Below are 22,543 nucleotides of genomic sequence, written 5' to 3'. Positions count from 1 at the left end.
GGGAGCGATCACAGCACCCGCTCCCCCGATTCGACATAGGCGTTCTCCACGGCGGCTTTGCCGGGCCGCCACCAGGTTTCGTTCTCGCGATACCACCCGATGGTGGCGGCCAGCCCGGCGCGGAAATCGCCGTACCGCGGTTCCCAGCCGAGTTCGGTGCGCAACAGGCTCGCATCGATGGCATAGCGGCGGTCGTGTCCGGGCCGATCGGTGACGTGGTCGAAATCGCCGGGATCGCGGCCGAATTCGGTCAGAATCAGCTGTACCACCGATTTGTTGTCGAGTTCCCCGTTCGCGCCGATCAGATATGTCTGTCCGATTCGCCCGAATTCCAGAATCGTCCAGACCGCGCGGTTGTGGTCCTCGACGTGAATCCAGTCCCGGATCTGATTCCCCGCGCCGTACAACCGCGGCCGCACACCGTCGATGAGATTGGTGATCTGGCGTGGAATGAACTTCTCCACATGCTGATACGGACCGTAATTGTTACTGCAGTTGGAGATCGTCGCGCGCACCCCGAACGAGCGCACCCAGGCCCGCACCAGCATGTCGCTCGAGGCCTTCGACGCCGAATAGGGACTGGACGGATTGTAGGGAGTGCTCTCGGTGAATGCCGGATCCTCGGCGTCGAGGTCGCCGTAGACCTCGTCGGTGGAGATGTGGTGATACCGCACGTCGTGCCGCCGCACCGCCTCGAGCAACGTATAAGTGCCGACGATATTGGTCTGCACGAACGGCCACGGCCGGGCCAGGGAGTTGTCGTTGTGCGATTCCGCGGCGAAGTGCACGACGGCGTCCGCGCCGCCGACCAGGCGATCCACCAATTCCGCGTCGGTGATATCTCCGCGCACGAACTCGATTCGATCGGCGATCGAATCCAACGAGGCGCGGTTACCGGCATAGGTGAGTGCATCGAGTACCACCACGCGGATATCCGGACGTTCCGCGACGGTGTGCTGGACGAAGTTCGCACCGATGAATCCGGCGCCCCCGGTAATGAGCAATCGCACGGTCACCGATCATATCGGCCGAGTGGATACCCGGCGTGCGCGTGGTGTCAATACCCCATTCAGATCAAGTTTCCAGCACTGAATGCCTTCATTGGCCGTGATATTCATCACACCGAGTCCTGGGTCACCGGTCCGATAGACCCCCGAAAACCGCACGCGCGCTGCGCTTTTCCGCAAACGCACAGACCGCTGGTACCGCTCGGTGAACAGAATTTGAATTAACGGTCACAGCCGATTCACCGCGCGTTAGCTGACCTGGATTTCGATTTCCGTGTCCCCCCGATTCGAAACCACCGAGGTTCCACGAACATGTTGATGAGGAAATTCGCCGCGACGTCGGCCCTGGTGATCGCCGCGCTCGGCATCACCGCCGGTACCGTCAACGCGGCCCCGGCCACCGCCGACAAGGGCGCGGTCGACTACAAGGCCACCACCACCAAGACCGCCACCATCATCAAGACCGATGCCGGTTCGATGGACGTCGAGAACGGCGTCTTCAAGATCAAGGCAGCCAGCGGCAAGGTGCTGGCCGGAACGCCACTGAACTTCCGGGTGGACGACTTCGTGTTCCCGATCGCGGCGAACATCGCGGATCACACCGCGACCCTGACCCCGCAGTTCGATATGCAGCACGCGGTCTACAAGCCGGTCGACCTGCCCTACCAGGACTCCGCGCCGTGGAAGACCCCGTACGACCGTGAGCAGGCGGCGTTCAACCGCATGAAGGACACCATCTCCACCGGCGCCACCATCGGCACCCTGGTCGGTGGCCTCAGCGGCGGCGCGGTCGGTTGCGTCCTCGGCGGCATCGCCGGTGCGACCGTCGCGGCTGCGGCCATCGTCGGCCTGTTCGGCGGCTTCATCCCGGCCGCCGCTGTCGGCTGCCTCGGTGGCATCATCGCCGTCGGCGCCCTGGGCACCCTCGCGGGCCAGCTGCTGGTGACCGCTCCCGTCGCGATCGCGGCTGCGGCGCAGTACTTCACCACCATCAACGCGCCGTTCACCCCGTCCAAGAGCAAGTAATACCGCTCGAGACGAACAGCACCCCCGCACGAATCGACAGTGCGGGGGTGCTTTCTCATTCAGGTCGTGCGACTGCGGCGTTCGAGCAGCACGCGCACTCTCATGCCGTGCGAGCGGGCGATTCCGCCTCGATCCGGGCGCGCACGAAACGCGCCACCCGGCCCAGCACCGACCGGCTCTCGGGCATGTTCGGCAGGATGCTCATGAATGCGTGCACCTGACCGCGCCACAACTCCAGGGAGTTCGGCACCCCGGCCGCGGTGAGCCGTTCGGCCATCAATTCGCAGTCGTAGCGCAGCAATTCGTCCTCGCCGACGATCAACAACGCCGGCGGCAGACTCGCCAGCGCGCCGTTGACCGGCGAGAGCGCCGGATCCAGCCGACCCTGGACCTTCGCGCCGTATTCGACCACCTGCTCGAGTCCGGACAGCGGGATGTAGGGGTCGCGGTCGACGTTGACGTAATCGCGTTTGGCCGCACAGTCCAGATCCAGCAGCGGGGACAGGCCCACCAGTCCGGCCGGGGTCGGCAAACCGGCCGCGACCGCGCGTAGCGCGGTCGCGAAACTGAGATACCCACCGGCCGAGTCGCCGGCGAAGACGATCCGCGCGGGGTCGGCCCCGTGCCGCAGCAGCCAGCGGTACGCGGTCAGGCAGTCCTGGACCGAATCGGCGATGGATGTGCCCGGCAGCTGGCGGTATTCGACGTTGACCACCGCGAGGCCGGTACGCCGGGCCAGGGCGGCCGCGACCGGACGATGCGTATCCAGGCCGCACAGGAAGAATCCGCCACCGTGCATGTACATGACCGCACCGTCGCGCAATGCCTTGCGGGCTCCGGCGGGACGCAGGATCTCCATCCGGAAACCGTTGAGCCGCACCTGTTCTCGTTCCACACCCGACGGTCCCGGGCGCAGTGCGGACAGTCCGTCCACGAGCATTCGGGCGACCGGCATGGTCAGCGGGGTGACCGGATAGTGCCGTACGAACGGTGCGACGACCCCTCGGCAAGCGAACAGCAACATTCGGGAAGTCAGACTGCTTCCATCCGGATTCGCCACGACACCCGCGCCGGATTCCAGCACTCGCACGGTCGCCATCACGCACCTACCTCACTCCGGGCGCGCCGCATTACCAGCAACCGGAGTTCCGGCGGCGAGTTGTCGGCGCTGACATCTCACACAGTGCCATTTCAGAGGACCACGGAAACGTGATCCACGCAATATCAATCGACCGGATCGAGTCCCGCGTAACCCGCCGTGACAGTTTCGCTGCCGAGTCGGAACCTCACCGAGCCCTATCTCGCGGCAGCTGGCAGACTCGTGTGACATGCGCGGAATCATCCTGGCCGGTGGCACCGGAACACGGCTGCACCCGATCACGCGCGGGGTGAGCAAACAGCTGGTCCCGGTCTACGACAAGCCGATGGTGTACTACCCGCTCTCGACCCTGATGCTGGCCGGTATCCAGGACATCCTGATCATCACCACGCCCGAGGACGCCCCGTCGTTCACCCGGCTGCTGGGCGACGGGTCGCAGTTCGGCATCGCGATCAGCTACGTCGTCCAGCCCGAGCCGGACGGGCTGGCGCGGGCGTTCGTGCTCGGCGCGGATCACATCGGCCGGGAACCGGCCGCACTCGTGCTGGGCGACAACATCTTTCACGGCCCCGGCCTGGGCACCCGGCTGCGGCGGTTCCACCGGATCACCGGAGGTGCGATCTTCGCCTACCCGGTGTCCGATCCCACCGCCTACGGAGTGGTCGAATTCGCCGACGGCCGTGCGATTTCCATCGAGGAGAAGCCCGCGAAGCCGCGGTCGAGCTACGCGATCCCGGGGCTGTACTTCTACGACAACGACGTCGTGGCGATCGCCCAGGGCCTACGCCCTTCCGCGCGTGGCGAATACGAGATCAGCGATATCAACCGGATCTATCTGGAACAGGGCAGACTCCGGGTCGACGTGCTGGCCCGCGGCACCGCCTGGCTCGACACCGGGACGTTCGATTCGCTGCTGGACGCGGCCAACTACGTCCGTACCATCGAGGAACGTCAGGGCCTGAAAATCGGTGCGCCCGAAGAGGTCGCGTGGCGGATGGGCTATATCGACGACGATCAGCTCCTGCGACTGGCCGAACCGCTGACCCGCTCGGGCTACGGCGAGTATCTGCTCGGCCTGCCCGCGCGCGGACGCGAGCCGAGTCCGCCGGAATACGAACAGGATTGGTGATATGCAGATTCGCGAGTTGTCCGTCCCCGGCGCCTGGGAGTTCACCCCTCGCCTGCACGGTGACGATCGCGGGATCTTCCTCGAGTCGTTCAAGGCATCGGAATTCGAGAAGGCCGTCGGGCGGCCGTTCGATCTGCGGCAGGTGAACACCTCGGTGTCCGCGGCCGGGGTGCTGCGCGGCATCCACTACACCGAAACCCCGCCCGGCCAGGCGAAATACGTGACCTGCGTGCGCGGTGCGTTCCTGGACGTCATCGTGGATCTGCGCTCCGACTCCCCCACCTTCGGCACCTGGGACACCGTGCTGATCGATGACACGGACCGCCGCTCGGTCTACCTGTCGGACGGCCTCGGCCACGCACTGCTCTCGCTCGAGGACGGCTCCACCGCCACCTACCTCTGCTCCCTGGAGTACTCCCCCGAATTCGACCGCGACCTGGACGCTTTCGACCCGGACCTCGCCATCGACTGGCCCACCACGGGCCGCGACGGCCAGCCCTTGACCTACGTCCGCTCCCCGAAGGACGCCGCCGCCCCGAGCCTGCGCACACTGCGTCCCTGACAGCACGAAACCCTCGGTGGGCGAATGATGTTCGCCCACCGAGGGTTCGGCTCGATCATGGGATTCTCAGGCGGCCGCGAGTTCCTCCTGGTGCGGCTCGTCGTCGAGGTCCCGGACAGGTTCGGCCGCTCGGCGGGTGGGCAGGAAGTGGGTCAGCGCCACCAGTGCGCCGATGAACGCCACCACGCCGACGAAGATCAGGCCCGGACGGTAGCCGCTCAGGACGGCCGCGGGTGAGGTGTCGGTGTGTGCCCCGGAGGCGATGATCGCGGTGTTGACCGCCAGGATGATCGCCGCGCCGACCTGCATCGAGGTTTGCAGCACGCCGGCGGCCAGGCCCTGTTCGTCGTCATCGATACCGGCGGTGGCCTGGATGTTGATCGACGGGAAGCCGATCCAGCCGATGCCGACCAACATGACCGCGGGCAGGATGACCGTCAGATAGGACGGGTGCGTGTCCACCCGCAGGAACAGCAGGTAGCCGATGCTCATCGCGATCATGGTCACCGCGATGATCGGGCCGGTGCCGAACCGGTCGACCAGCTTGTCGGAGAACACCGAGGACAGCGCCACCAGCAGACCCACCGGCAGCAGACCCATCGCCAGTTGCAGCGGCGACCAGTGCAGCGTGTCCTGTAGATACAGCGTCACGATGAACTGCCAGCTGAAGTAGGACCCGGCCAGTGCGACGATCACCAGACTGGCGCGGACCAGCGTCGCACGGCGCAGGATGCCGAGCCGGATCAGCGGATGCCGCACCCGCTTCTCCACCGCCACGAAGCCGACGAACAACGCCGCCACCGCCGCGAACGAACCGATCGTGCGGGCCGAACCCCATCCGGCCTGCGGTGCGGAGACCACGGTGTAGACCAGCAGCAGCATGCCCGCGGTGGACAACAGCGCGCCCAGCAGATCGTGTCCGCCCTCCTCCGCGCGGCGGTCGCGCGGCACCAGGATCAGCGCGGCGATCAACGCGGCCAGGGCGATCGGCACCGGCAGCAGGAAGGTCCAGCGCCAGCCCAGTCCGGTCATCAGGCCGCCGAACACCAGGCCCATCGAGTAGCCGCCCGCGCCGAACACGGTGTAGATGGACAGCGCCCGGTTGCGGGCCGGGCCCTCGGCGAAGTTGGTGGTGATGATGGACAGGCCGGTCGGCGCGGTGAACGCCGCGGCCAGCCCCTTGACGAAGCGGGTCGCGATCAGCAGTGCGGCCGAGCTGACCAGTCCGCCCGCGAGCGAGGCCAGCGCGAACACGCCCAGCGCGATCAGGAAGACGCGGCGGCGGCCGAGCAGGTCGGCGGTGCGCCCGCCGAGCAGCAGCAACCCGCCGTAACCCAGCACGTAGCCGCTGACCAGCCACTGCAGGGTCGAGGTGCCCAGATGCAGATCTTTACCGATGGACGGCAGGGCGACGCCGATCATCGAAACGTCGAGTCCGTCGAGGAACAGCACGATGCACAGCGTGATCAGCATGCCCCACAGGCGTGCCGACCACCGGGAATCGGCAGCGGAGCTTGCCGAGAACGTTGCCGTGGAAGTCATGACACGGAACATTACTTGCGCGTGCATTAAATGTGCAAGCATTTAATGCGTTTGCATTGTTCGGCTCGCGGCACTAGGATGGCGGCATGACAAAGGCGTCGACAGCGTCAGCGCCGCGAGCGGCAGCACCCACCGCACTGGTGGGGCAATGGCGCGAGCTCCTGGACAAACACGCGACGGTGTCCTGCGCTCTCGAGAAGGAGTTGCAGCACCGGCACCGCATCGGTCTGAGCGAATTCGAAACGCTCGACCGCCTGGTCGACGCCGACTGCGAGACCTATCGGATGAGCGATCTGGCCGCTGACATCTACCTGAGTCAAAGCGCCCTGTCCCGCGCGGTCGCCCGCCTCGAGCGCGACGACCTGGTCAGCCGCAGCATGTGCAGCGACGACCGCCGCGCCATCTTCGTCTGCCTCACCGACAAGGGCCGCGCCGTGCACGCGGAGTCGGCCCGCACGCACCGAGAGGTTCTGTCCGAGCTCCTCTGAGCGAGCCTGCAACCTCGCTTCTCTGCGTTTTCAGCGTGTCGTGCGCCATCATCGCAACAACTGATTTCAGAAGTACATGGGTAACTCATGGGGTACGCCCGAAGCCAGATCATCTCCTCAACCGTCGGCCCGACACGAAAGTCCGTGGCACCCAACGGCTCGCTGAAGTTGCGGAGAGGCGGGGGAGCTACGTGCCCAGACCCGCGCGGGCCTGTTCGAGTGGTTCGCGGGCGTCGATGGTCACGGCACGGATGCTCTCGAAAGCCTGGCGGTAGCGGGTGATTTCGTTTTCTTTGTCGAAATACGCGGTGCCGGTGTAGTTCTGCACGAACACGACCGGGGGTTCGGCGAGTTCCCCTGCGGCATCGTCGAATTCGAGTAGCGCGAAGCGACCCGAGTCCATGCCCTCGTGATAGCCGGAATCGGTTGGCACGACCCGGATCTCGATGTTCGGTAACTCGCACAGGCGACGCAGGTGGTCGAGCTGGGCGGCCATCACGCCGGCGCCGCCGATGCGATGCCAGAGCAACGCCTCGGTGATCATCGCTTCCAGCCGAAGCGGATTCGGGCTGCGGGTCAGGACCGACTGACGGGCCAGGCGCACCGCCACTCGCCGATCGACGTCGACCTGGGAGATGTCCGGGCGCGAGCCGGTCAGCACCGCGCGGGCGTAGTCCGGGGTCTGCAACAGGCCGGGGACCAGCTCGTTCTCGTAGGTGGCCAGGCGGGTGGCAGCCTCTTCCAGGCCCAGGTACACCTCGAAACCCTCGGGGATCACGTCGCTGTACTCGGTCCACCAGCCGCGCGCCTTGGTCTCGCGGGCCAGCGCGATGAGCGGTTCGGCCGATTCCGCGGACGCGCCGTAGATCTTGCACATGGCCTCGACATCCAAGCCGCGCAACGAAGTTTGCCCGGTTTCGATGCGCCAGATCTTGGCCTCGGACCATTCCAGCCGCTGTGCCGCCACGCGCGTGGTCATCCGGGCCCGGTTGCGCAGATCACGCAGGCGGCGGCCCAACTGGCGGCGGGGCATCGTCGAACCGGTGATCCCGTGCGGTAGGCCCATGTACTTCCCCCTGCGTCACGTGCGCCGATCGCACTCGCCCCATCGCGGCACGCCGAACAGCAAAACCCTTATGCGGTACCGGATTCGGCTTGCCGGACCCGAGCTCGGATTGTCGCACAACAAAACGATCTCCCGATATGGGGTGTGGCGCATTCACGCCAACCTCACAGATGAGCCAACCAGGGTTATTTTCGCGGAGCGCGCTTGCGGAACCGCCAGAACTGCACCGCCCGTACATCCTCGGACAGCTGGTTGACCGGTGCGGCCACATCGGACAGCGCCTGGAACAGATCGTCCGCGAGTTCGGTGATGTGCTCCACACGTCCGGCCAGGCGCGCGGCGTTCACCAGGAACTCCAGCGCCAACCGCACCACCGCCGCGATCGTGAGTCCCAGCGGCACCGCCACCACCACCAGAAATACGATCCCCAGCGGTAGTGAGAGCCGCCACAGCAGCACCGTCAGCACGGTCGGCACCGCGAGCGCGAAGGCCAGACCCAGGATGTAGGCCAGCGGCAGCAGGGTGCGCGTCGCGGGCCGGGCGAACTGCACGTCGAGCAGGGCCCGCGCGGCGGAGGCACACCACTCGCGGAACGCCCCCGGACTGCGGAACGGCTCCGCCCGCGGCTCCTCACTGGTATTACGGGAACGCAACGGCAGCCGCTGTGCCACCGATTCACGCCAGGAGAGGTACCCCTCGTCCGGATCCACGGTCACCGGTTCGCCGGTGTCATCGGTCATATCCGTGATCCTCTACCCGCCCGCACGCTGCGGCAATGCGGCGGCTCCCAGCAGGCTTTAAGAAATCCGTTGGGAATCTGCCAGTCCCAACGGATTTGATTCACAGGTAGCACCTCAGGGATTCACAGGCAGCAGCGCGAAGGTAGGAGCCATGACAGCCGAAGGCAACACCGTCGAGGTCATAGCGGTTACGAATCAGACCGCCGATCTTGTGATGAATTCTACGGCTGGCGAAAAAGTTTCGAGGATATGTAACACCGCGGATGCTGCCGCCCGATATCACTCGTGACCAGCTGGTGACAGCAGCAAGACCTCATAGCAGGACTAGATCTACCCGGGGAATGGAGAAGACAGTGCGTACGACGTTTCCGACTTCCGTCAAGGCGGCCGAGCGTGCCGCTAGCGCGCAGGACTACATCCAGCGCGGCTGGACGGTCGCCGAAACGGCCAACGGCATCTGCCTGATCACCGACGAGGATGTATCGGGCATCGAGGTCACCGGCGAACTCGCCGCGGCCGTGCGCCGATTCTTGCGAGCGAACGACCTGACGGGTCCGGTCATCGAGATTCCGGGCGCCGAGCGCCGCGAGATCCACCTGGTCACCGGAGTCGCCAAGGCCGCCATGGCCGTCGAGGCGCTGCGCAGGGCAGGCGCGATCGTCCACACCGACGGCGCGGGCATCCCGCTGCCGCCGACCCAGCTCTCGACCGGCGACGCCTGCTGGGGCGTCGCCCCGAGCGAGGCTCGCTGGATCCCGCCGGTGGTCGCGCTGGGCGCGGCCGTCCGTTCGGCCACCACCGGCCGACGCAAGCCGCAGCTGGCCCGCATCGCGAGCTGAGCAGGGCCGAAGTACCAACAACGCTGAATTTCTGACAACAAAGCCGCGAGAACCACCCGGTGCTCGCGGTTTTGTGTTGTGTATGACCGTTTACATATCCGCAGTCGGCGGCGCGGGTGATGATGGGGATATGACGGATGTCACCACTGCGCATCGCACCCTGTTGCGCACCTGCCCGCTGTGCGAGGCCGTGTGCGGGCTCGAGCTCACCCTCGACGCCGAGGATCACGTCGTCGGCGTGCGCGGGGATCGGGCGGATCCGTTCAGCCGCGGATTCCTGTGCCCGAAGGGGGCGAGTCTGGGACATCTGGACGCCGACCCGGACCGGCTCACCGAACCGATGATCCGCGATCGCGCCGACGACAGCTGGCGCACCGCCTCCTGGCAGGAGGCGTTCGATCTGATCACCGAGCGGATTCCGGCGCTGGTCCAGGAATTCGGGCGCTCGACCACGGCGCTGTATCTGGGAAATCCCAACGCCCACACCGTCGCCGGGGCACTGTACGTCCCCGTGCTGATACGCGCGTTGAGCACGCGCAATCTGTATTCGGCCAGTACCGCCGATCAGATGCCCAAACAGGTCGCCAGCGGGCTGATGTTCGGTGATCCGCTGACCGTGCCGGTGCCGGATCTGGACCGCACCGACTACCTGCTGATGCTCGGGGCGAATCCCCTGGAGTCCAACGGATCACTGTGCACCGCGCCGGACTACCCGGGACGGTTGAAGGCGCTGCGCAAGCGCGGCGGACGGTTCGTGGTGGTGGATCCGCGGCGCACCCGCACCGCGAAACTGGCCGACGAACATCTGTTCATCCGTCCCGGCAGTGATGCCTATCTGCTGTTCGGGATCGTGCACACCCTCTTCGCGGAGAATCTCACGCGGATCCGCGTGCCGGTCGACGGGCTGGCGGAGGTGCGCTCGGCCGCAGCCGATTTCACCCCCGACGTGGTCGCCGAACGCACCGGCGTCCCCGCGGACACGGTGATCCGGCTGGCGCGCGAACTCGCCGCCGCGCCCAGCGCCGCGGTCTACGCCCGCATCGGCACCTGCACCGCCGAATTCGGCACGCTGACGCAGTGGCTGGTCGACGTGATCAACGTGCTCACCGGCAATCTGGATCGTCCGGGCGGGGCGATGTTCGCCACCGCCGCCGCACTCGGCATCGTGCGCACCCGGCCGTTCCGGCTCGGTCGCTGGACCACCCGCGTGCGTGAATTGCCCGAAACCATGGGCGAATTCCCGATCGCGGCACTCGCCGAGGAGATCCGCACACCGGGTGAGGGGCAGATCCGGGCGCTGATCACCGTCGCCGGGAATCCGGTGCTGTCCGCACCCGGCGGCGCCCGGCTCGCCGAGGCGCTCGCCGAACTGGAGTTCATGGTGAGCGTGGATCGCTACCTCAACGAGACCACCCGGCACGCCGATGTGATCCTGCCGCCACCACGCACCGTGCAGTCGCCGCACTACGATTTCGCGCTGCTGCAATTCGCGGTGCGCAACTACGCGCGCTACTCCCGGCCGCTGGTTCCGCTGGGCGACGCGGTCTCGGAGGCGGAGATCCTCGCCCGGTTGGCGACGGCAGTTTCCGGTCAGCAACCCGAACCGACCCGCGATCCGATCGCCGCCGTGGACGAGTTGATCATCGCCGGAACGCTGCACAAGGCCGGACTGCTCGAACGTCGCGAGGAACTGCACGGCGAGAACAGCACCGAACAGCGCATCGACATGATGCTGCGCCTGGGCCCGTACGGCGAATGGAACTCCGCCGCGGACCCCTCGAACGCCGCCATCCGCCAGGATCTGAATCTGCAAGTGCTGCTGGACAATCCGCACGGCATCGATCTGGGACCGCTGCGTCCGCGCCTGCCCGGCGTGCTGCGCACCGCCTCGCGCCGCGTTGACCTCGCACCGCAGCCGCTGCTGGACGACCTGTCCCGGCTACGCGAGCGCCTCGCCGACACCGCACCCGAACTGCTGCTCATCGGCCGCCGCCAACTGCGCTCCAACAACAGCTGGATGCACAACATCCCCACCCTGGTCGGCGGATCCAACACCTGCACCCTGCACATCCACCCCGACGACGTCGAACGCCTCGGCCTGACCGACCGCGCGGTGGTGAAATCCGCCGCGGGCACGGTCACCGTCCCGCTCGAACCGACCGAGGAGATCATGCCCGGCGTGGTCAGCCTCCCGCACGGCTGGGGTCACGAGGCGAACAACACCCAATCGGTCGCCCGCACCCATCCCGGAGTCAACGCCAACATCCTGACCGACGACACACTGGTCGACGTCCCCTCGGGTAATGCGGTGTTCAACGGTGTACCGGTAACCCTGGCGCCCGCCTGAGGGGCCTGAGGCAAAAGTCTCGCTACACCCGACGACACGCAAAAGTCGCGGAGCGGCCGGAGCGCTCAGTGCATTTTGAAGATGACCGCGCGCTGCACGACGAAGTTGATCACCGTCGCGACGCCCTGGGCGACGACGAAGGCGACCAGCACCGCGAGCGCCACCTGGTGGCCCGCGATGTTCAGCTTCATCGCGGGCAGCGTCGTATTCAGCAGCGCGTTGATGCCGACCTGGGCGGCGAAGGTGATCGCGTAGAGCACGACCACCGCGATGAACCGGGCGCGGCTGGGTTCGGCCTTGAACGTCCAGCGACGGTTGATCAGATACGCCGTCGTGGTGCCGACGATGAAACTGCAGGCCTTGGCGATGTCGCGGTCGAAGCCGGCGACCTTCCACAGCACCAGGTAGAGCCCGAAATCCACGACCGCCGACAACACACCGGTCAGAATGAACCGGATGATCTGCGTCAGCAGATCGACATCCGTACCGCCGGGCTCGTCGACCAGTGGCAGTTCGGGCGGCAGAGGCAGGTGAGGTTCCGCGGTCACGGGCACGAGCGTAGCGGTCCGGACTCGTGGGCGGGATCCAGTGACCGCCCAGCACACTGTGACCTCGGTTCCGATCCGGGCAAGGCGGTGGTGACACCCGATCCTTCCTCCGGCAATACCTGTAGCCTCTATGCCGATGTCCACGAAAGCTCAGACCTCAACAGCCGCGGATCCGGCCGCCAGTGAGGGCGGCGAACCGCAGATCGGCAGCGCCGAGTCGCAGGGATCACCAGCACTCGCCACGCACACCCGTCGGCTGACCGGGTGGGGTCGCACCGCGCCAACCACCTCCGAAGTGCTCACGACCGGTGATCCGGAAGTGATCGCCCGAGCCGTCGCCATGGTCGCCGAGGACAACGAGTCCAAGCCCGCACACCTGCGCCGCGGCGTCATCGCCCGCGGCCTGGGCCGTTCCTATGGCGACCACGCGCAGAACGCGGGCGGTCTGGTCGTCGACATGACCGCGATGAACCGCATCCACCGCATCGACCGCGACACCCACATGGTCGACGTCGACGGCGGCGTCAGCCTGGATCAGCTGATGAAGGCGGCGCTGCCGTTCGGGCTGTGGGTTCCGGTGCTGCCGGGCACCCGGCAGGTCACCATCGGCGGCGCGATCGCCTCCGACATCCACGGCAAGAACCACCACAGCGAAGGCAGCTTCGGCAACCACGTCCGCTCGATCGAGCTGCTCACCGCCGACGGCCAGGTGCAGCACGTCACGCCCAAGCGCAATGCCAAGTTGTTCTGGGCGACGGTCGGCGGCAACGGGCTGACCGGCATCATCCTGCGCGCGAGCATCGAGATGGCGCCGACCGAGACGGCCTACTTCATCAACGACGGCCTGAAGACCACGACGTTGGACGAGACCATCGCCGCGCACAGCGACGGCAGCGAGGCGAACTACACGTACTCGAGTGCGTGGTTCGACGTGATGAATCCCGCGCCGAAACTGGGCCGGGCCACCATCACCCGTGGTCGCCTCGCCAAGCTGGACGAACTGCCGAAGAAGAAGCAGAAGGCTCCGCTGAAATTCGATGCGCCGCAGTTGCTCACGGTGCCGCCGATCTTCCCGAGCTTCACCGCGAACCGGCTCACGCTGGGCGCGGTCGGCGAGGCGTACTACGCGATGGGCGGCAACTACACCGGCAAGATCCAGAACCTGACGCAGTTCTATCACCCGCTGGACATGGTCGCGGAATGGAATCGCGCCTACGGTCCGGCCGGATTCCTGCAGTACCAGTTCGTGGTGCCGACCGAGGCGGTCGACGAGTTCAAACGGATCATCATCGACATCCAGGCATCCGGGCACATTTCGGCGCTGAACGTTTTCAAGCTGTTCGGCCCGGGTAACCCGGCTCCGCTGAGCTTCCCGATGCCGGGCTGGAACATCTGCTGCGATTTCCCGATCCGGCCCGGCCTCAACGAGCTGGTGAGTGATCTGGACCGCCGCGTCATGGAATTCGGCGGGCGGCTCTACACCGCGAAGGACTCCCGGACCACCGCGGAGGCCTTCCACAAGATGTACCCCCGGATCGACGAGTGGATCAAGATCCGCCGAAGTGTCGATCCCACAGGCGTTTTCATGTCCGATATGGCGAGAAGGCTGGAGCTGCAGTGATCAACGCCGTAGGTAACCCGCAGACGATTCTGCTCCTGGGCGGCACCTCGGAAATCGGCCTGGCGATCTGCGCCGAGTACCTGAAGAAGGGTCCGGCGCGCATCGTGCTGGCCGCGCTCCCGAACGATCCGCTGCGCGCGGACGCGGTCGCGCAGATGGAGGCCGCGGGTGCGTCGGCGGTCGAGGTCGTCGACTTCGACGCCCTGGACACCGAGAGCCACGCCAAGGTGATCGACGCGGCGTGGAGCACGGGCGACGTCGACGTCGCGATCGTCGCGTTCGCGCTGGACGGCGATCCCGAGGAACTCTGGCAGAACCAGGCCAAGGCCGTCCGGGTGGCGCAGGTCAACTACACCGCGTCGGTGTCGGTCGGTGTGCTGCTGGGCGAGAAGATGAAGGCGCAGGGCTTCGGGCGGATCATCGTCATGTCCTCGGTCGCCGGTGAGCGCGTGCGTCGCTCCAACTTCGTCTACGGCTCCACCAAGGCCGGACTGGACGGGTTCTACCTGGGCCTCGGCGAGGCCCTGCGCCCGCACGGTCCGCGCGTGACGGTCATCCGCCCCGGCATGGTGCGCACCCGGTTCTCCGCGCACGTCAAGGAGGCCCCGCTCACCGTCGACAAGGAAGACATCGCGACGCTCGCGGTCTCGTCCGCGCAGAAGGGCCGCGAACTGGTCTGGGCTCCCAACCAGTTCCGTTTCGTCATGATGATCCTGCGCCACATCCCGCGCCCGATCTTCCGGCGTCTGCCGATCTAGCCGCAGATCCCGATCCAGCACCACAGATCCCGGGGCGTCGAAACGCTCCGGGATCTCGTGCATACCGGGACCGAACCGTTCGACGGACACCGAACCGACCTCGTCCACCGGCGCGATGACGAGTGGCTAGGCTGACGCCCGGCGACGGACGCTCGGGCAGCGTGGCGAGAAGACTTTTCCGGAGGCACAGTGCACAGGATCGGGCAGTTCCCGGTATGCGGCTCACCCGCGCGGCGATTCGGCGGGGATCGCCCGGCCGGGGTCGTGGTGGGGACGCTGTGATGAGTGCGGTGCGTTCGGCGGGGCGGTTCTCGATGGTCGGGCGGCGGATCGGCGGGGCCGTGGGAGACGGCGTGCTCGCGACGGTGGTTGCCGTCGGCGTGGCCGTCGTCGGGCTCGAGGCGTTCTCGATGGTGCACTGGCCGGCGTTCAACGCGTCCAACGTGACTCGGGCGATTGCGACCGTCGGGCAGGTGGGCGCCGCGGTACTGCTGATCGCCGCGGTGACGCTGATGCGCATGCGGCGGTGGCCGTGGCTGGCGAAAGTGCTGTCGTGGGCTGGTATTTCGGCGTTCGTCACGGTGACGCTGGGGATGCCGCTGGCGGCCACCAAGTTGTATCTGTACGGAATTTCGGTGGATCAGGAGTTCCGGACCGAATATCTCACGCGGCTCACCGATTCCGCGGCGCTGCACGATATGACCTACGCGGATCTGCCGCCCTACTACTCGGCCGGCTGGTTCTGGCTCGGCGGTCGGGTGGCGAGCGTGCTCGGGATGCCGGGGTGGGAGGCGTACAAGCCGTGGGCGATCGTCTCGCTGGCGGTGGCCTCGGTGCTGGCATTGGTCCTGTGGTCCAAGCTGATTCGCGCGGACTGGGCGGTCGGGGTGGCCGCGGCGACCACCGCGGTGATGGTGGCCTATGCCTCGCCGGAGGCGTACAGCGCGGTTCTGGTGGTGTTGTTCGCGCCGGCGATGGTGCTGGCGTGGGGTGCGCTGCACCGACCGCAGACCTCCGAGGACGTCGCGACCGCGGGCGGTTGGGGAGCGGTCGTCGGCACCGGGATCTTCCTGGGCGTCTCGGCCATGTTCTACACGTTGTTCTTCGGCATGGCGGTATTCGCCGTATGCCTGATGGCGCTGTTCGCGTGGATCGCGGCGATTGCGCAGCGTCGCCGGGACGAGGATCGGGCGGGTCTGTGGTTGCTGCGCTCGCTGTGGCCGATCCTGTTGCGGCTCATCGTGATCGGCGTGATCTCCGGGGTGCTCGGCCTGATCACCTACGGGCCCTACCTGCGAAAGTCGCTGAGCGCGCACATGTCCAACGCCGCGCTGCACTATCTGCCCGAGGCGGGCTCGCAGCTGGCCTTCCCGATGTTCCAGTTCTCACCGCTGGGTGTGCTGTGCCTGATCGGCACGATCTGGCTGGTGCTGCGGGCGGCGAGTTCGCGGCGGGCGCAGTCGCTGGGTATCGCGGTCGTGGCGATCTACCTGTGGTCGCTGCTGTCGATGACCGCGACGGTCGCCGGGACGACCCTGCTGGCCTTCCGGCTCGAACCGATCCTGCAGGTGCTGCTGGCCTCGGCCGGGGTCTTCGGCTTCGCCGAGGGAACCCGCGCGATGTACCGATCCCTCAACGAACCCAATCGGTTTCGCGCGGTGGCCGTGGTGGTCGGGGTGGTCGGCGCACTCGCGTTCACCCAGGACATTCCGAGCATTCTGAACACCGAGATCACCACCGCTTACACCGATACCGACGGTGACGGCGTGCGCGCCGATCAGCGCAGCCCGTCGGCGGTATCGCACTATCACGACGTCGATGCCGCACTACTGGCCCAGACCGGGCGTCCGCGCAACCAGACCGTGGTCCTGACCGCGGACACCAGTTTCCTGTCCTACTACCCGTACTACGGTTTCCAGGCGCTGACCCCGCACTACGCGAACCCGCTGGCCGATTTCTCCGCCCGCGCCGACGAGATCACACGCTGGAGCAAGCTGAAGTCCCCGGCCGAACTCCGCGACGCGCTCGCGCACTCCCCCTGGCGCGCACCGGATGCCTTCCTGTTCCGCAGCAGCGACGACAGCTACACCCTGCGCCTGTCCTCGGATGTGTATCCGAACGATCCGAACGTGCGGCGCTACTCGGTGACGTTCCCGAAGACGCTGTTCGAAGATCCGCATTTCCGAATCACCGATATCGGGCCCTTCACCCTGGTCGTCGTCCGATAACACTCCCTCGATAACGCTTCTACCTGGTATTTCAGCCTGCCGACAACGACATGGTGGCGGTGCACACACACCCGGCAGCCTGTGCATAACCTTGTGGAAGAGGGCATTTTCTTGTGGATAACTCCCCGCCCGATCTGCGGGCAGCCCGGCTCCGCAGGTAGCCTGGGCCGCTGATCGCGATCGGCAAGAGGAGTTCTACCAGTGGTATCGGGGCGGGCATCGGATCCAACCGAGCAGACGGCGGGAGGCGCCGGAACCGCGGTTCTGGATCGGCCCACAGCGGGCGACGCGGTCGCCCCGCGCGGACGGCGGCTCGCGCTCTCCCGCGCCGACCTGGTCATCGGCGCCGTCTATCTGGTCCTGGCCACGTACGTCCTGTCCGGTCAGTGGCGGGACACCCACAACGGTTACCTGGTCAAGAGCGGACAGGACCAGTTCATGTGGGAATGGTTCTTCGCCGAGACCGCCCACGCGATCGCCCATCTGCAGAATCCGCTGGGCACCCACCTGCAGAATTTCCCCGACGGCGTGAACATGATGGCCAATACGGCCATGTTCGGCGTCGGCGTACCGCTCATCCCGGTCACCATGCTGTTCGGTCCGACGGTCACCTTCGTTCTGGTCCTCACGCTGGGTCTGTCCGGCACCGCCTTCGCCTGGTACTGGCTGTTCTCCCGCGAACTGGTGCGCTCGCGCTTCGCCGCGGTCGTCGGCGGCCTGTTCTGCGGCTTCGCCCCGGCGATGATCTCGCACGCCAATGCCCACCCCAATTTCGTCCTGCTCGCCGCCCTGCCCGCCATCGCCGCCCTGCTCATCTGCATGGCCCGCCGCGCCCTGGCCGAGGAGTCCGGAACGGACACCGCGCCGAGCCCGGCCGGTTGGTGGCACCGAACCAGGCAGCAGCGCCGGGACACGATTCTGTTGGCCGCGTTGCTGACGTTGCAGATCGCCCTCGGTGAGGAACCGCTGCTGATCTTCTCGCTCGGGTTCGGCGTCTTCGCGATCGTGTACTACCTGCATCGACCGCGAGCCGGACTGCGGGTGCTGCGCGGACTGGCTCCCACGGTGGCGGCGGCGGCGCTGATCACCCTGGCGCTCACCGCGATACCGCTGTGGTGGCAGTTCTGCGGACCGCAGAGTTACGGCTCCATCGATCACGGACCGATGGGTAACGACGTGAAGACGCTGGCGCAGTTCCCGTCCGAATCGCTGGGCGGGGAATTCGTCCCTGGACAGAACGTCGCGATCAACCCCACCGAACAGAACGCGTATTTCGGCTGGCCCCTGCTGATTCTGGTGGCGGTGGCCGCAATACTGCTGTGGCGCAGGCGCGATCGGTCGGGTGAGCAGCGCGCGGGATATCGCGTGGTGCGCGCGGGCACGGTGGTGATCCTCGGTTTCGGCGTGCTGTCCCTGGGCTCACCGGCGATGTTCGGCACGCACACGACCGGAATCAATCTCCCGTGGCACTGGCTGGCGAACCTGCCCCTGCTGGACACGATGCTCGAGACGCGCTTCAGCATGGCCGCCGTCCCGGCGATCGCCGCGATACTCGCGCTGGCCACCGAACGCGCACTGGCGTATTGGCAGATTTCGCTGAGCGAACCGCGGCCGCTGATCTGGTTCGCGGCCCTGGCCCTGGCGCTGGTCCCGCTGGCCCCGACGATCCTGCCGGTCACCCACCGCCCGGCGGTACCGTCCTTCTTCATCGACGGCACCGTCGAACGCTATGTCACCGACGGCTCGGTGGTGATCGCACCCCCGCCGACCCGCCTCGACGCGAGCCCGCTGCGCTGGCAGTACGCCGCGAACTTCGACTTCCCCATCGCCGGAGGCTATTTCGTCGGCCCGATGGCCGACAAGAAGGGCGGCTACGGCCCCATCGATCGCCCCACCGCGGGCCTGCTCATGGACGTCAAGCGCACCGGCCACATCCCCCGCATCGACGCCGCCACCCGCGAACGGGCTCGAAAAGACCTGCGCTACTGGAACGCCGACATCATCGTCCTCCCGCCCACCCGCAACGCCGACGCCCTGCAGGACGCCCTCAACCAATTGCTGAACGTCCCGGAGCAATACGTCGACGGGGTCCGGCTCTGGGATGTGCGCGGACTCAGCTGATCCACGTGGCCCAGGTCACTGCGAGGTGGAGCCCAGCGGGAGGATCCGAACAGGCCGATGGCTAGCATCGGGGATCGTGCGCGCTGACTCCCCGGGGTTCTCCCGTGTCCGGCTGGTTGCTCTCGTCTCGGGGGTGCTGGCAGTTCTGTTGGCGGTGATCACCCCACTGCTGCCGGTGCGGCAGGATCACGCGACGCTGGACTGGCCGCAGCCGCAGTCGGTGAACGTCGATGCGCCGCTGGTGTCGTATACGCCGCTGGAACTGCATCTTTCGATGCCGTGCACGGCTTTGCGCGAGCTGTCGCACGGGACCGTGCTGTCCACGGTGCCGGTCGAGGCGTCCAAGGCATCGGCCAAGGGACTGCTGGTGCGGGTGAGCGACGAGCCGGGTACCGGGCGGATGTTCTCGGTGTTGCAGCGCGAGATTCCGGTGCTGTCCGCGCCGGTCGCCGAGGTCGCCGGATGCGGTGAGTTCACCCTCGACTCCACGGTCGCCGGGACGACCGCCACGCTGACCGACGTGCACCGCAAGGACGGCACGCCGTTCACCAACACCGTCGGCGGCGATGTACGGCCGCAGGTGGTGGGTGTGTTCACCGATCTGACCCGCGCCCAGCTCGGCGATACCCATCTGCACGCCGACATCGACGCGCGCTTCTCCTCCTCGCCGACCGTATTGAAGACCGCCGCGACCGTGGGCGCGGTGCTGTTCACCATCATCGCGCTGATCGCCCTGCACCTGATCGACACCGCCGACGGCCGACGCCCGCGCCGGTTCCTGCCCGCGCACTGGTGGCGATTCACCCTCGCCGATGCGGTGGTGCTGGGCACGCTGGTGCTGTGGCACATCATCGGCGCGAACACCTCCGACGACGGTTACATCCTGAATATGGCTCGCACAGCGGGACATTCGGGCTACATGTCGAACTACTACCGCTGGTTCGGCGTGGCCGAGGCCCCCTTCGGCTGGCCGTACGAGGTGCTGTCCTGGATGACCCGGATCAGCGATTCGAGTCCGTGGATGCGCCTGCCCGCGCTGCTGGCCGGAATCCTGTGCTGGCTGGTGATCAGCCGGGAAGTGTTGCCGCGCTTGGGTGCTCGGGTGCGCCGGGATCGGGTGGCGCTGTGGACCGGCGGGCTGATCTTCCTGGCCGCCTGGCTGCCCTACGACAACGGCCTGCGCCCGGAACCGCTGATCGCGTTGGGCGCGTTGCTGACCTGGGCCTCGATCGAGCGCGCGATCGCCACCGGACGCCTGCTCCCGGCCGCGATCGGCGTACTCATCGCGGCATTCTCCCTCGCCGCCGGACCGACCGGACTGATCTGCATCGCGGCCATGATCGCCGGATCGCGTCCGGTACTGCAGATCATCATCAAGCGGGCCCGGCACGGTTCCGGGCGCGAGGTGGCCGATGCGAAGCGGGGCGGAATCGGCTCGGTCCTATTGCGCTACGGTTCGGTGCTGGCGCCCGGCGTGGCCGCGGGAACGCTGGTGCTGGTGGTGGTCTTCGCCGATCAGACGCTGGCCGCGGTCATGGAGGCGACCCGGGTCCGCACGATCATCGGACCCAATGCCGCCTGGTTCGACGAACGCACCCGCTGGGACGCACTGCTGTCGCTCTCCCCCGACGGGTCGCTCTCGCGCCGGTTCGGGATCCTGGGCATCCTGCTGTGCCTGGCGGTCTGCGTCCTGGTGATGTTGCGCAAGAACGGCAGGATTCCCGGAACCTCGCGCGGGCCGTCGGCACGCATCCAGGGCATCGTGTTCATGTCGCTGCTGCTGATGATGTTCACGCCGACCAAGTGGACCCACCACTTCGGCGTGTACGCGGGGCTGGGCGGCTCGATGGCCGCGTTGACCGCGGTCGCGGTGGGCACCAACGGAATTCGCGCGCGGTACAACCGATCGGTGTTCGCCGCCGGGGTGTTCTTCCTGCTGGCGGTGACCTTCACCGGGTCCAACGGCTGGTGGTACGTGTCGAGTTACGGGGTGTCCTGGTACGACAAGGCCCCGCTGATCCTCGGCAAGGGTCTCTCCACCGCATTCCTGGGGCTGGCCGTGCTGTGCCTGCTGCTCGCGGCCTGGCAGTACTACCGGGAGCCGTACCGGCACAAGGGCGTTGCGGGCGGGACGGGACGTTTCGACCGATTCGCGGTTCAACCGCTGACCATCGCCGCCGCGGTCATGGTGCTGTTCGAGGTCGCCTCGCTGGGCAAGGCCGCGATCACCCAGTACCCGGCCTATTCGATCGCGAAGTCGAATCTGCGTGCGCTGACGGGCAATACCTGCGCCCTCGCCGATGACGTTCTGGTGGAGACGAATACCGCGGATTCGCTGCTCACCCCGTACTCCGGTACGCCCGCGAACGGCCTGTCCGGGGACAGCGCCGGATTCACCCCGAACGGCGTCGCCGAGGATCTGACCGCCGACGCCGAGGAGACCTCGACCGGCGGCGCGAACTCGGTCAATCAGGATTCGCAGAACAAGACCACCCGCACCACCTCGGCGGGAACCGGGGGCGGCACGATCGAGCATCCGGGCGTCAACGGCAGTACGGTCGCACTCCCGTTCGGCCTGGACCCCGCCCGCACGCCGGTGATGGGCAGTTACACGACCGGCGACAAGCAGCAGGCCCATCTGACCTCGCAGTGGTACGGCCTGGATCTGGCGCGGGCACAACAGGATCCGGCGTATCGAATGCTGGTGGTGACCGCGGCGGGCCGGATCAAGTCGGTCGACAAGGACGGCGTGGTCACCTACGGCCAGGATCTGAGCGTCGAATTCGCCCATCGCGCACCGGATGGCACCGAAACCTCGCTCGGCTCGTTCGTCCCGCTGGACATCGGCGGCGCACCGTCCTGGCGGGACATGCGGATCCCGCTGGAGCGAATTCCCGCGCAGACCAACGCCGTTCGCATCGTCGCGGTCGCGAACGACCTGACCGACAGGCAGTGGCTCGCGGTCACCCCGCCCCGCCTGCCGAGGCTGGCGACGCTGGATTCGGTACTGGGCCACCACGATCCGGTCCTGGAGGACTGGCACGTCGGCCTGGCCTTCCCCTGCCAGCGTCCCTACGACCATCGCGACGGCGTGGCCGAGGTCCCGAAGTGGCGCATCTTGCCCGACCGCACCGGCTCGGACGCCGCCAACGCCTGGCAGGACGATATCGGCGGCGGCCCCCTCGGCTGGACCGGCCTGCTCCTGAAAGCCCAAACCGTCCCCGCCTACCTCGACAACGACTGGGACCGAGACTGGGGCTCCCTGGTCCGCTTCACCCCCTACGCCCCGCAATCCACCCCCGCCACCATCGGCGTCACCACCCGGAACAGCTGGGGCTGGAAGAAGGAACCACCCATCAAGGAGAAGTGAGCACCGAAAAACTGTCGCGACGCGGCGGAGGGCGAAAATACAGCACGACCAG

17 protein-coding genes are annotated in these 22,543 nt (G+C 67.0%); 11 read left to right on the top strand and 6 right to left on the bottom strand.

Annotation, left to right across the window (positions count from 1 at the left end; genetic code table 11):
* Positions 1-8: 8 nt before the first annotated feature.
* A complete protein-coding gene (gene rfbB / locus ON40_RS00995; protein ID WP_040817392.1) occupies positions 9-1,010 on the bottom strand; it encodes a dTDP-glucose 4,6-dehydratase in 1,002 nt (333 codons plus the stop codon).
* Positions 1,011-1,319: 309 nt separating this feature from the next.
* Between rfbB and ON40_RS00990 the strand changes: the two genes are divergently transcribed.
* Positions 1,320-2,033 (top strand): DUF8020 domain-containing protein, encoded by a 714-nt coding sequence (locus tag ON40_RS00990; protein ID WP_040817322.1) that lies wholly within the window; start codon positions 1,320-1,322, stop codon positions 2,031-2,033.
* A 100-nt stretch (positions 2,034-2,133) separates the two neighbouring features.
* Here the strand turns inward: ON40_RS00990 and ON40_RS00985 are convergent, their stop codons facing one another.
* Entirely contained in the window at positions 2,134-3,132 is a 999-nt protein-coding gene (locus tag ON40_RS00985) for an alpha/beta hydrolase (RefSeq protein ID WP_051192486.1), read from the bottom strand.
* Between the two features lie 229 nt (positions 3,133-3,361).
* Between ON40_RS00985 and rfbA the strand changes: the two genes are divergently transcribed.
* Positions 3,362-4,261, top strand: coding sequence for a glucose-1-phosphate thymidylyltransferase RfbA (gene rfbA / locus ON40_RS00980; protein WP_040817320.1), 900 nt, complete (start codon positions 3,362-3,364; stop codon positions 4,259-4,261).
* Between the two features lies 1 nt (position 4,262).
* The gene (locus ON40_RS00975; protein WP_040817317.1) at positions 4,263-4,823 is read left to right on the top strand and encodes a dTDP-4-dehydrorhamnose 3,5-epimerase family protein; all 561 of its coding nucleotides are present in this window, start codon (positions 4,263-4,265) and stop codon (positions 4,821-4,823) included.
* Positions 4,824-4,889: 66 nt separating this feature from the next.
* Here the strand turns inward: ON40_RS00975 and ON40_RS00970 are convergent, their stop codons facing one another.
* Positions 4,890-6,365, bottom strand: a complete 1,476-nt coding sequence (locus tag ON40_RS00970) for an MFS transporter (RefSeq protein ID WP_051192502.1) — start codon at positions 6,363-6,365, stop codon at positions 4,890-4,892.
* Positions 6,366-6,451: 86 nt separating this feature from the next.
* Here ON40_RS00970 and ON40_RS00965 point away from each other — a divergent pair, with 86 nt between their 5' ends.
* Positions 6,452-6,853: a MarR family winged helix-turn-helix transcriptional regulator gene (locus ON40_RS00965; RefSeq protein WP_051192484.1), complete on the top strand. Its 402-nt coding sequence runs from the start codon at positions 6,452-6,454 to the stop codon at positions 6,851-6,853.
* A gap of 187 nt (positions 6,854-7,040) precedes the next feature.
* Here ON40_RS00965 and ON40_RS00960 read toward each other — a convergent pair whose 3' ends face one another.
* Together ON40_RS00960 and ON40_RS00955 are read right to left on the bottom strand one after the other, a co-directional pair.
* Positions 7,041-7,919, bottom strand: a complete 879-nt coding sequence (locus tag ON40_RS00960) for a helix-turn-helix domain-containing protein (protein ID WP_040817315.1) — start codon at positions 7,917-7,919, stop codon at positions 7,041-7,043.
* 185 nt (positions 7,920-8,104) lie between these two features.
* Positions 8,105-8,659: a DUF4282 domain-containing protein gene (locus ON40_RS00955; protein ID WP_083895326.1), complete on the bottom strand. Its 555-nt coding sequence runs from the start codon at positions 8,657-8,659 to the stop codon at positions 8,105-8,107.
* A 353-nt stretch (positions 8,660-9,012) separates the two neighbouring features.
* Between ON40_RS00955 and ON40_RS00950 the strand changes: the two genes are divergently transcribed.
* Together ON40_RS00950 and ON40_RS00945 are read left to right on the top strand one after the other, a co-directional pair.
* Positions 9,013-9,498, top strand: a complete 486-nt coding sequence (locus tag ON40_RS00950; RefSeq protein ID WP_040817384.1) for a hypothetical protein — start codon at positions 9,013-9,015, stop codon at positions 9,496-9,498.
* 130 nt (positions 9,499-9,628) lie between these two features.
* Positions 9,629-11,845, top strand: a complete 2,217-nt coding sequence (locus ON40_RS00945; RefSeq protein WP_040817312.1) for a molybdopterin oxidoreductase family protein — start codon at positions 9,629-9,631, stop codon at positions 11,843-11,845.
* A gap of 65 nt (positions 11,846-11,910) precedes the next feature.
* Here ON40_RS00945 and ON40_RS00940 read toward each other — a convergent pair whose 3' ends face one another.
* On the bottom strand, positions 11,911-12,399 hold the full coding sequence (locus ON40_RS00940) for a GtrA family protein (protein WP_373281822.1): 489 nt from the start codon (positions 12,397-12,399) through the stop codon (positions 11,911-11,913).
* Between the two features lie 130 nt (positions 12,400-12,529).
* Between ON40_RS00940 and dprE1 the strand changes: the two genes are divergently transcribed.
* The 5 genes from dprE1 (at position 12,530) to ON40_RS00915 (ending at position 22,491) form a co-directional block, all read left to right on the top strand.
* Positions 12,530-14,014 carry a decaprenylphosphoryl-beta-D-ribose oxidase gene (dprE1, locus tag ON40_RS00935; RefSeq protein WP_373281821.1) on the top strand — a complete coding sequence of 495 codons (1,485 nt, stop codon included), beginning with the start codon at positions 12,530-12,532 and terminating at the stop codon, positions 14,012-14,014.
* Positions 14,011-14,772, top strand: coding sequence for a decaprenylphospho-beta-D-erythro-pentofuranosid-2-ulose 2-reductase (gene dprE2 / locus ON40_RS00930; RefSeq protein WP_040817310.1), 762 nt, complete (start codon positions 14,011-14,013; stop codon positions 14,770-14,772). The genes dprE1 and dprE2 overlap by 4 nt, the downstream gene beginning before the upstream one ends.
* Before the next feature lie 314 nt (positions 14,773-15,086).
* Positions 15,087-17,000 carry a galactan 5-O-arabinofuranosyltransferase gene (locus ON40_RS00925; protein ID WP_040817377.1) on the top strand — a complete coding sequence of 638 codons (1,914 nt, stop codon included), beginning with the start codon at positions 15,087-15,089 and terminating at the stop codon, positions 16,998-17,000.
* 201 nt (positions 17,001-17,201) lie between these two features.
* Positions 17,202-19,121, top strand: coding sequence for a DUF6541 family protein (locus ON40_RS00920; protein ID WP_040817307.1), 1,920 nt, complete (start codon positions 17,202-17,204; stop codon positions 19,119-19,121).
* 76 nt (positions 19,122-19,197) lie between these two features.
* Positions 19,198-22,491, top strand: a complete 3,294-nt coding sequence (locus ON40_RS00915; RefSeq protein WP_040817304.1) for an arabinosyltransferase domain-containing protein — start codon at positions 19,198-19,200, stop codon at positions 22,489-22,491.
* The last annotated feature ends 52 nt before the right edge of the window (positions 22,492-22,543 follow it).

Source organism: Nocardia jiangxiensis NBRC 101359 (genome assembly GCF_000308615.1).
GTDB lineage: Bacteria > Actinomycetota > Actinomycetes > Mycobacteriales > Mycobacteriaceae > Nocardia > Nocardia jiangxiensis.
This window is presented reverse-complemented; position numbering and strand designations above follow the sequence as displayed.

Excerpts from the sequence above, each read along its gene's own strand:
- ON40_RS00945 (WP_040817312.1), top strand. The coding sequence starts at position 9,629 with ATGACGGATGTCACCACTGCGCATCGCACCCTGTTGCGCACCTGCCCG.
- ON40_RS00990 (WP_040817322.1), top strand. The coding sequence starts at position 1,320 with ATGTTGATGAGGAAATTCGCCGCGACGTCGGCCCTGGTGATCGCCGCG.
- rfbA (WP_040817320.1), top strand. The coding sequence starts at position 3,362 with ATGCGCGGAATCATCCTGGCCGGTGGCACCGGAACACGGCTGCACCCG.
- ON40_RS00925 (WP_040817377.1), top strand. The coding sequence starts at position 15,087 with ATGGTCGGGCGGCGGATCGGCGGGGCCGTGGGAGACGGCGTGCTCGCG.
- dprE1 (WP_373281821.1), top strand. The coding sequence starts at position 12,530 with ATGTCCACGAAAGCTCAGACCTCAACAGCCGCGGATCCGGCCGCCAGT.
- ON40_RS00975 (WP_040817317.1), top strand. The coding sequence starts at position 4,263 with ATGCAGATTCGCGAGTTGTCCGTCCCCGGCGCCTGGGAGTTCACCCCT.
- ON40_RS00960 (WP_040817315.1), bottom strand. The coding sequence starts at position 7,919 with ATGGGCCTACCGCACGGGATCACCGGTTCGACGATGCCCCGCCGCCAG.
- ON40_RS00985 (WP_051192486.1), bottom strand. The coding sequence starts at position 3,132 with ATGGCGACCGTGCGAGTGCTGGAATCCGGCGCGGGTGTCGTGGCGAAT.
- ON40_RS00970 (WP_051192502.1), bottom strand. The coding sequence starts at position 6,365 with ATGACTTCCACGGCAACGTTCTCGGCAAGCTCCGCTGCCGATTCCCGG.
- ON40_RS00965 (WP_051192484.1), top strand. The coding sequence starts at position 6,452 with ATGACAAAGGCGTCGACAGCGTCAGCGCCGCGAGCGGCAGCACCCACC.
- ON40_RS00955 (WP_083895326.1), bottom strand. The coding sequence starts at position 8,659 with ATGACCGATGACACCGGCGAACCGGTGACCGTGGATCCGGACGAGGGG.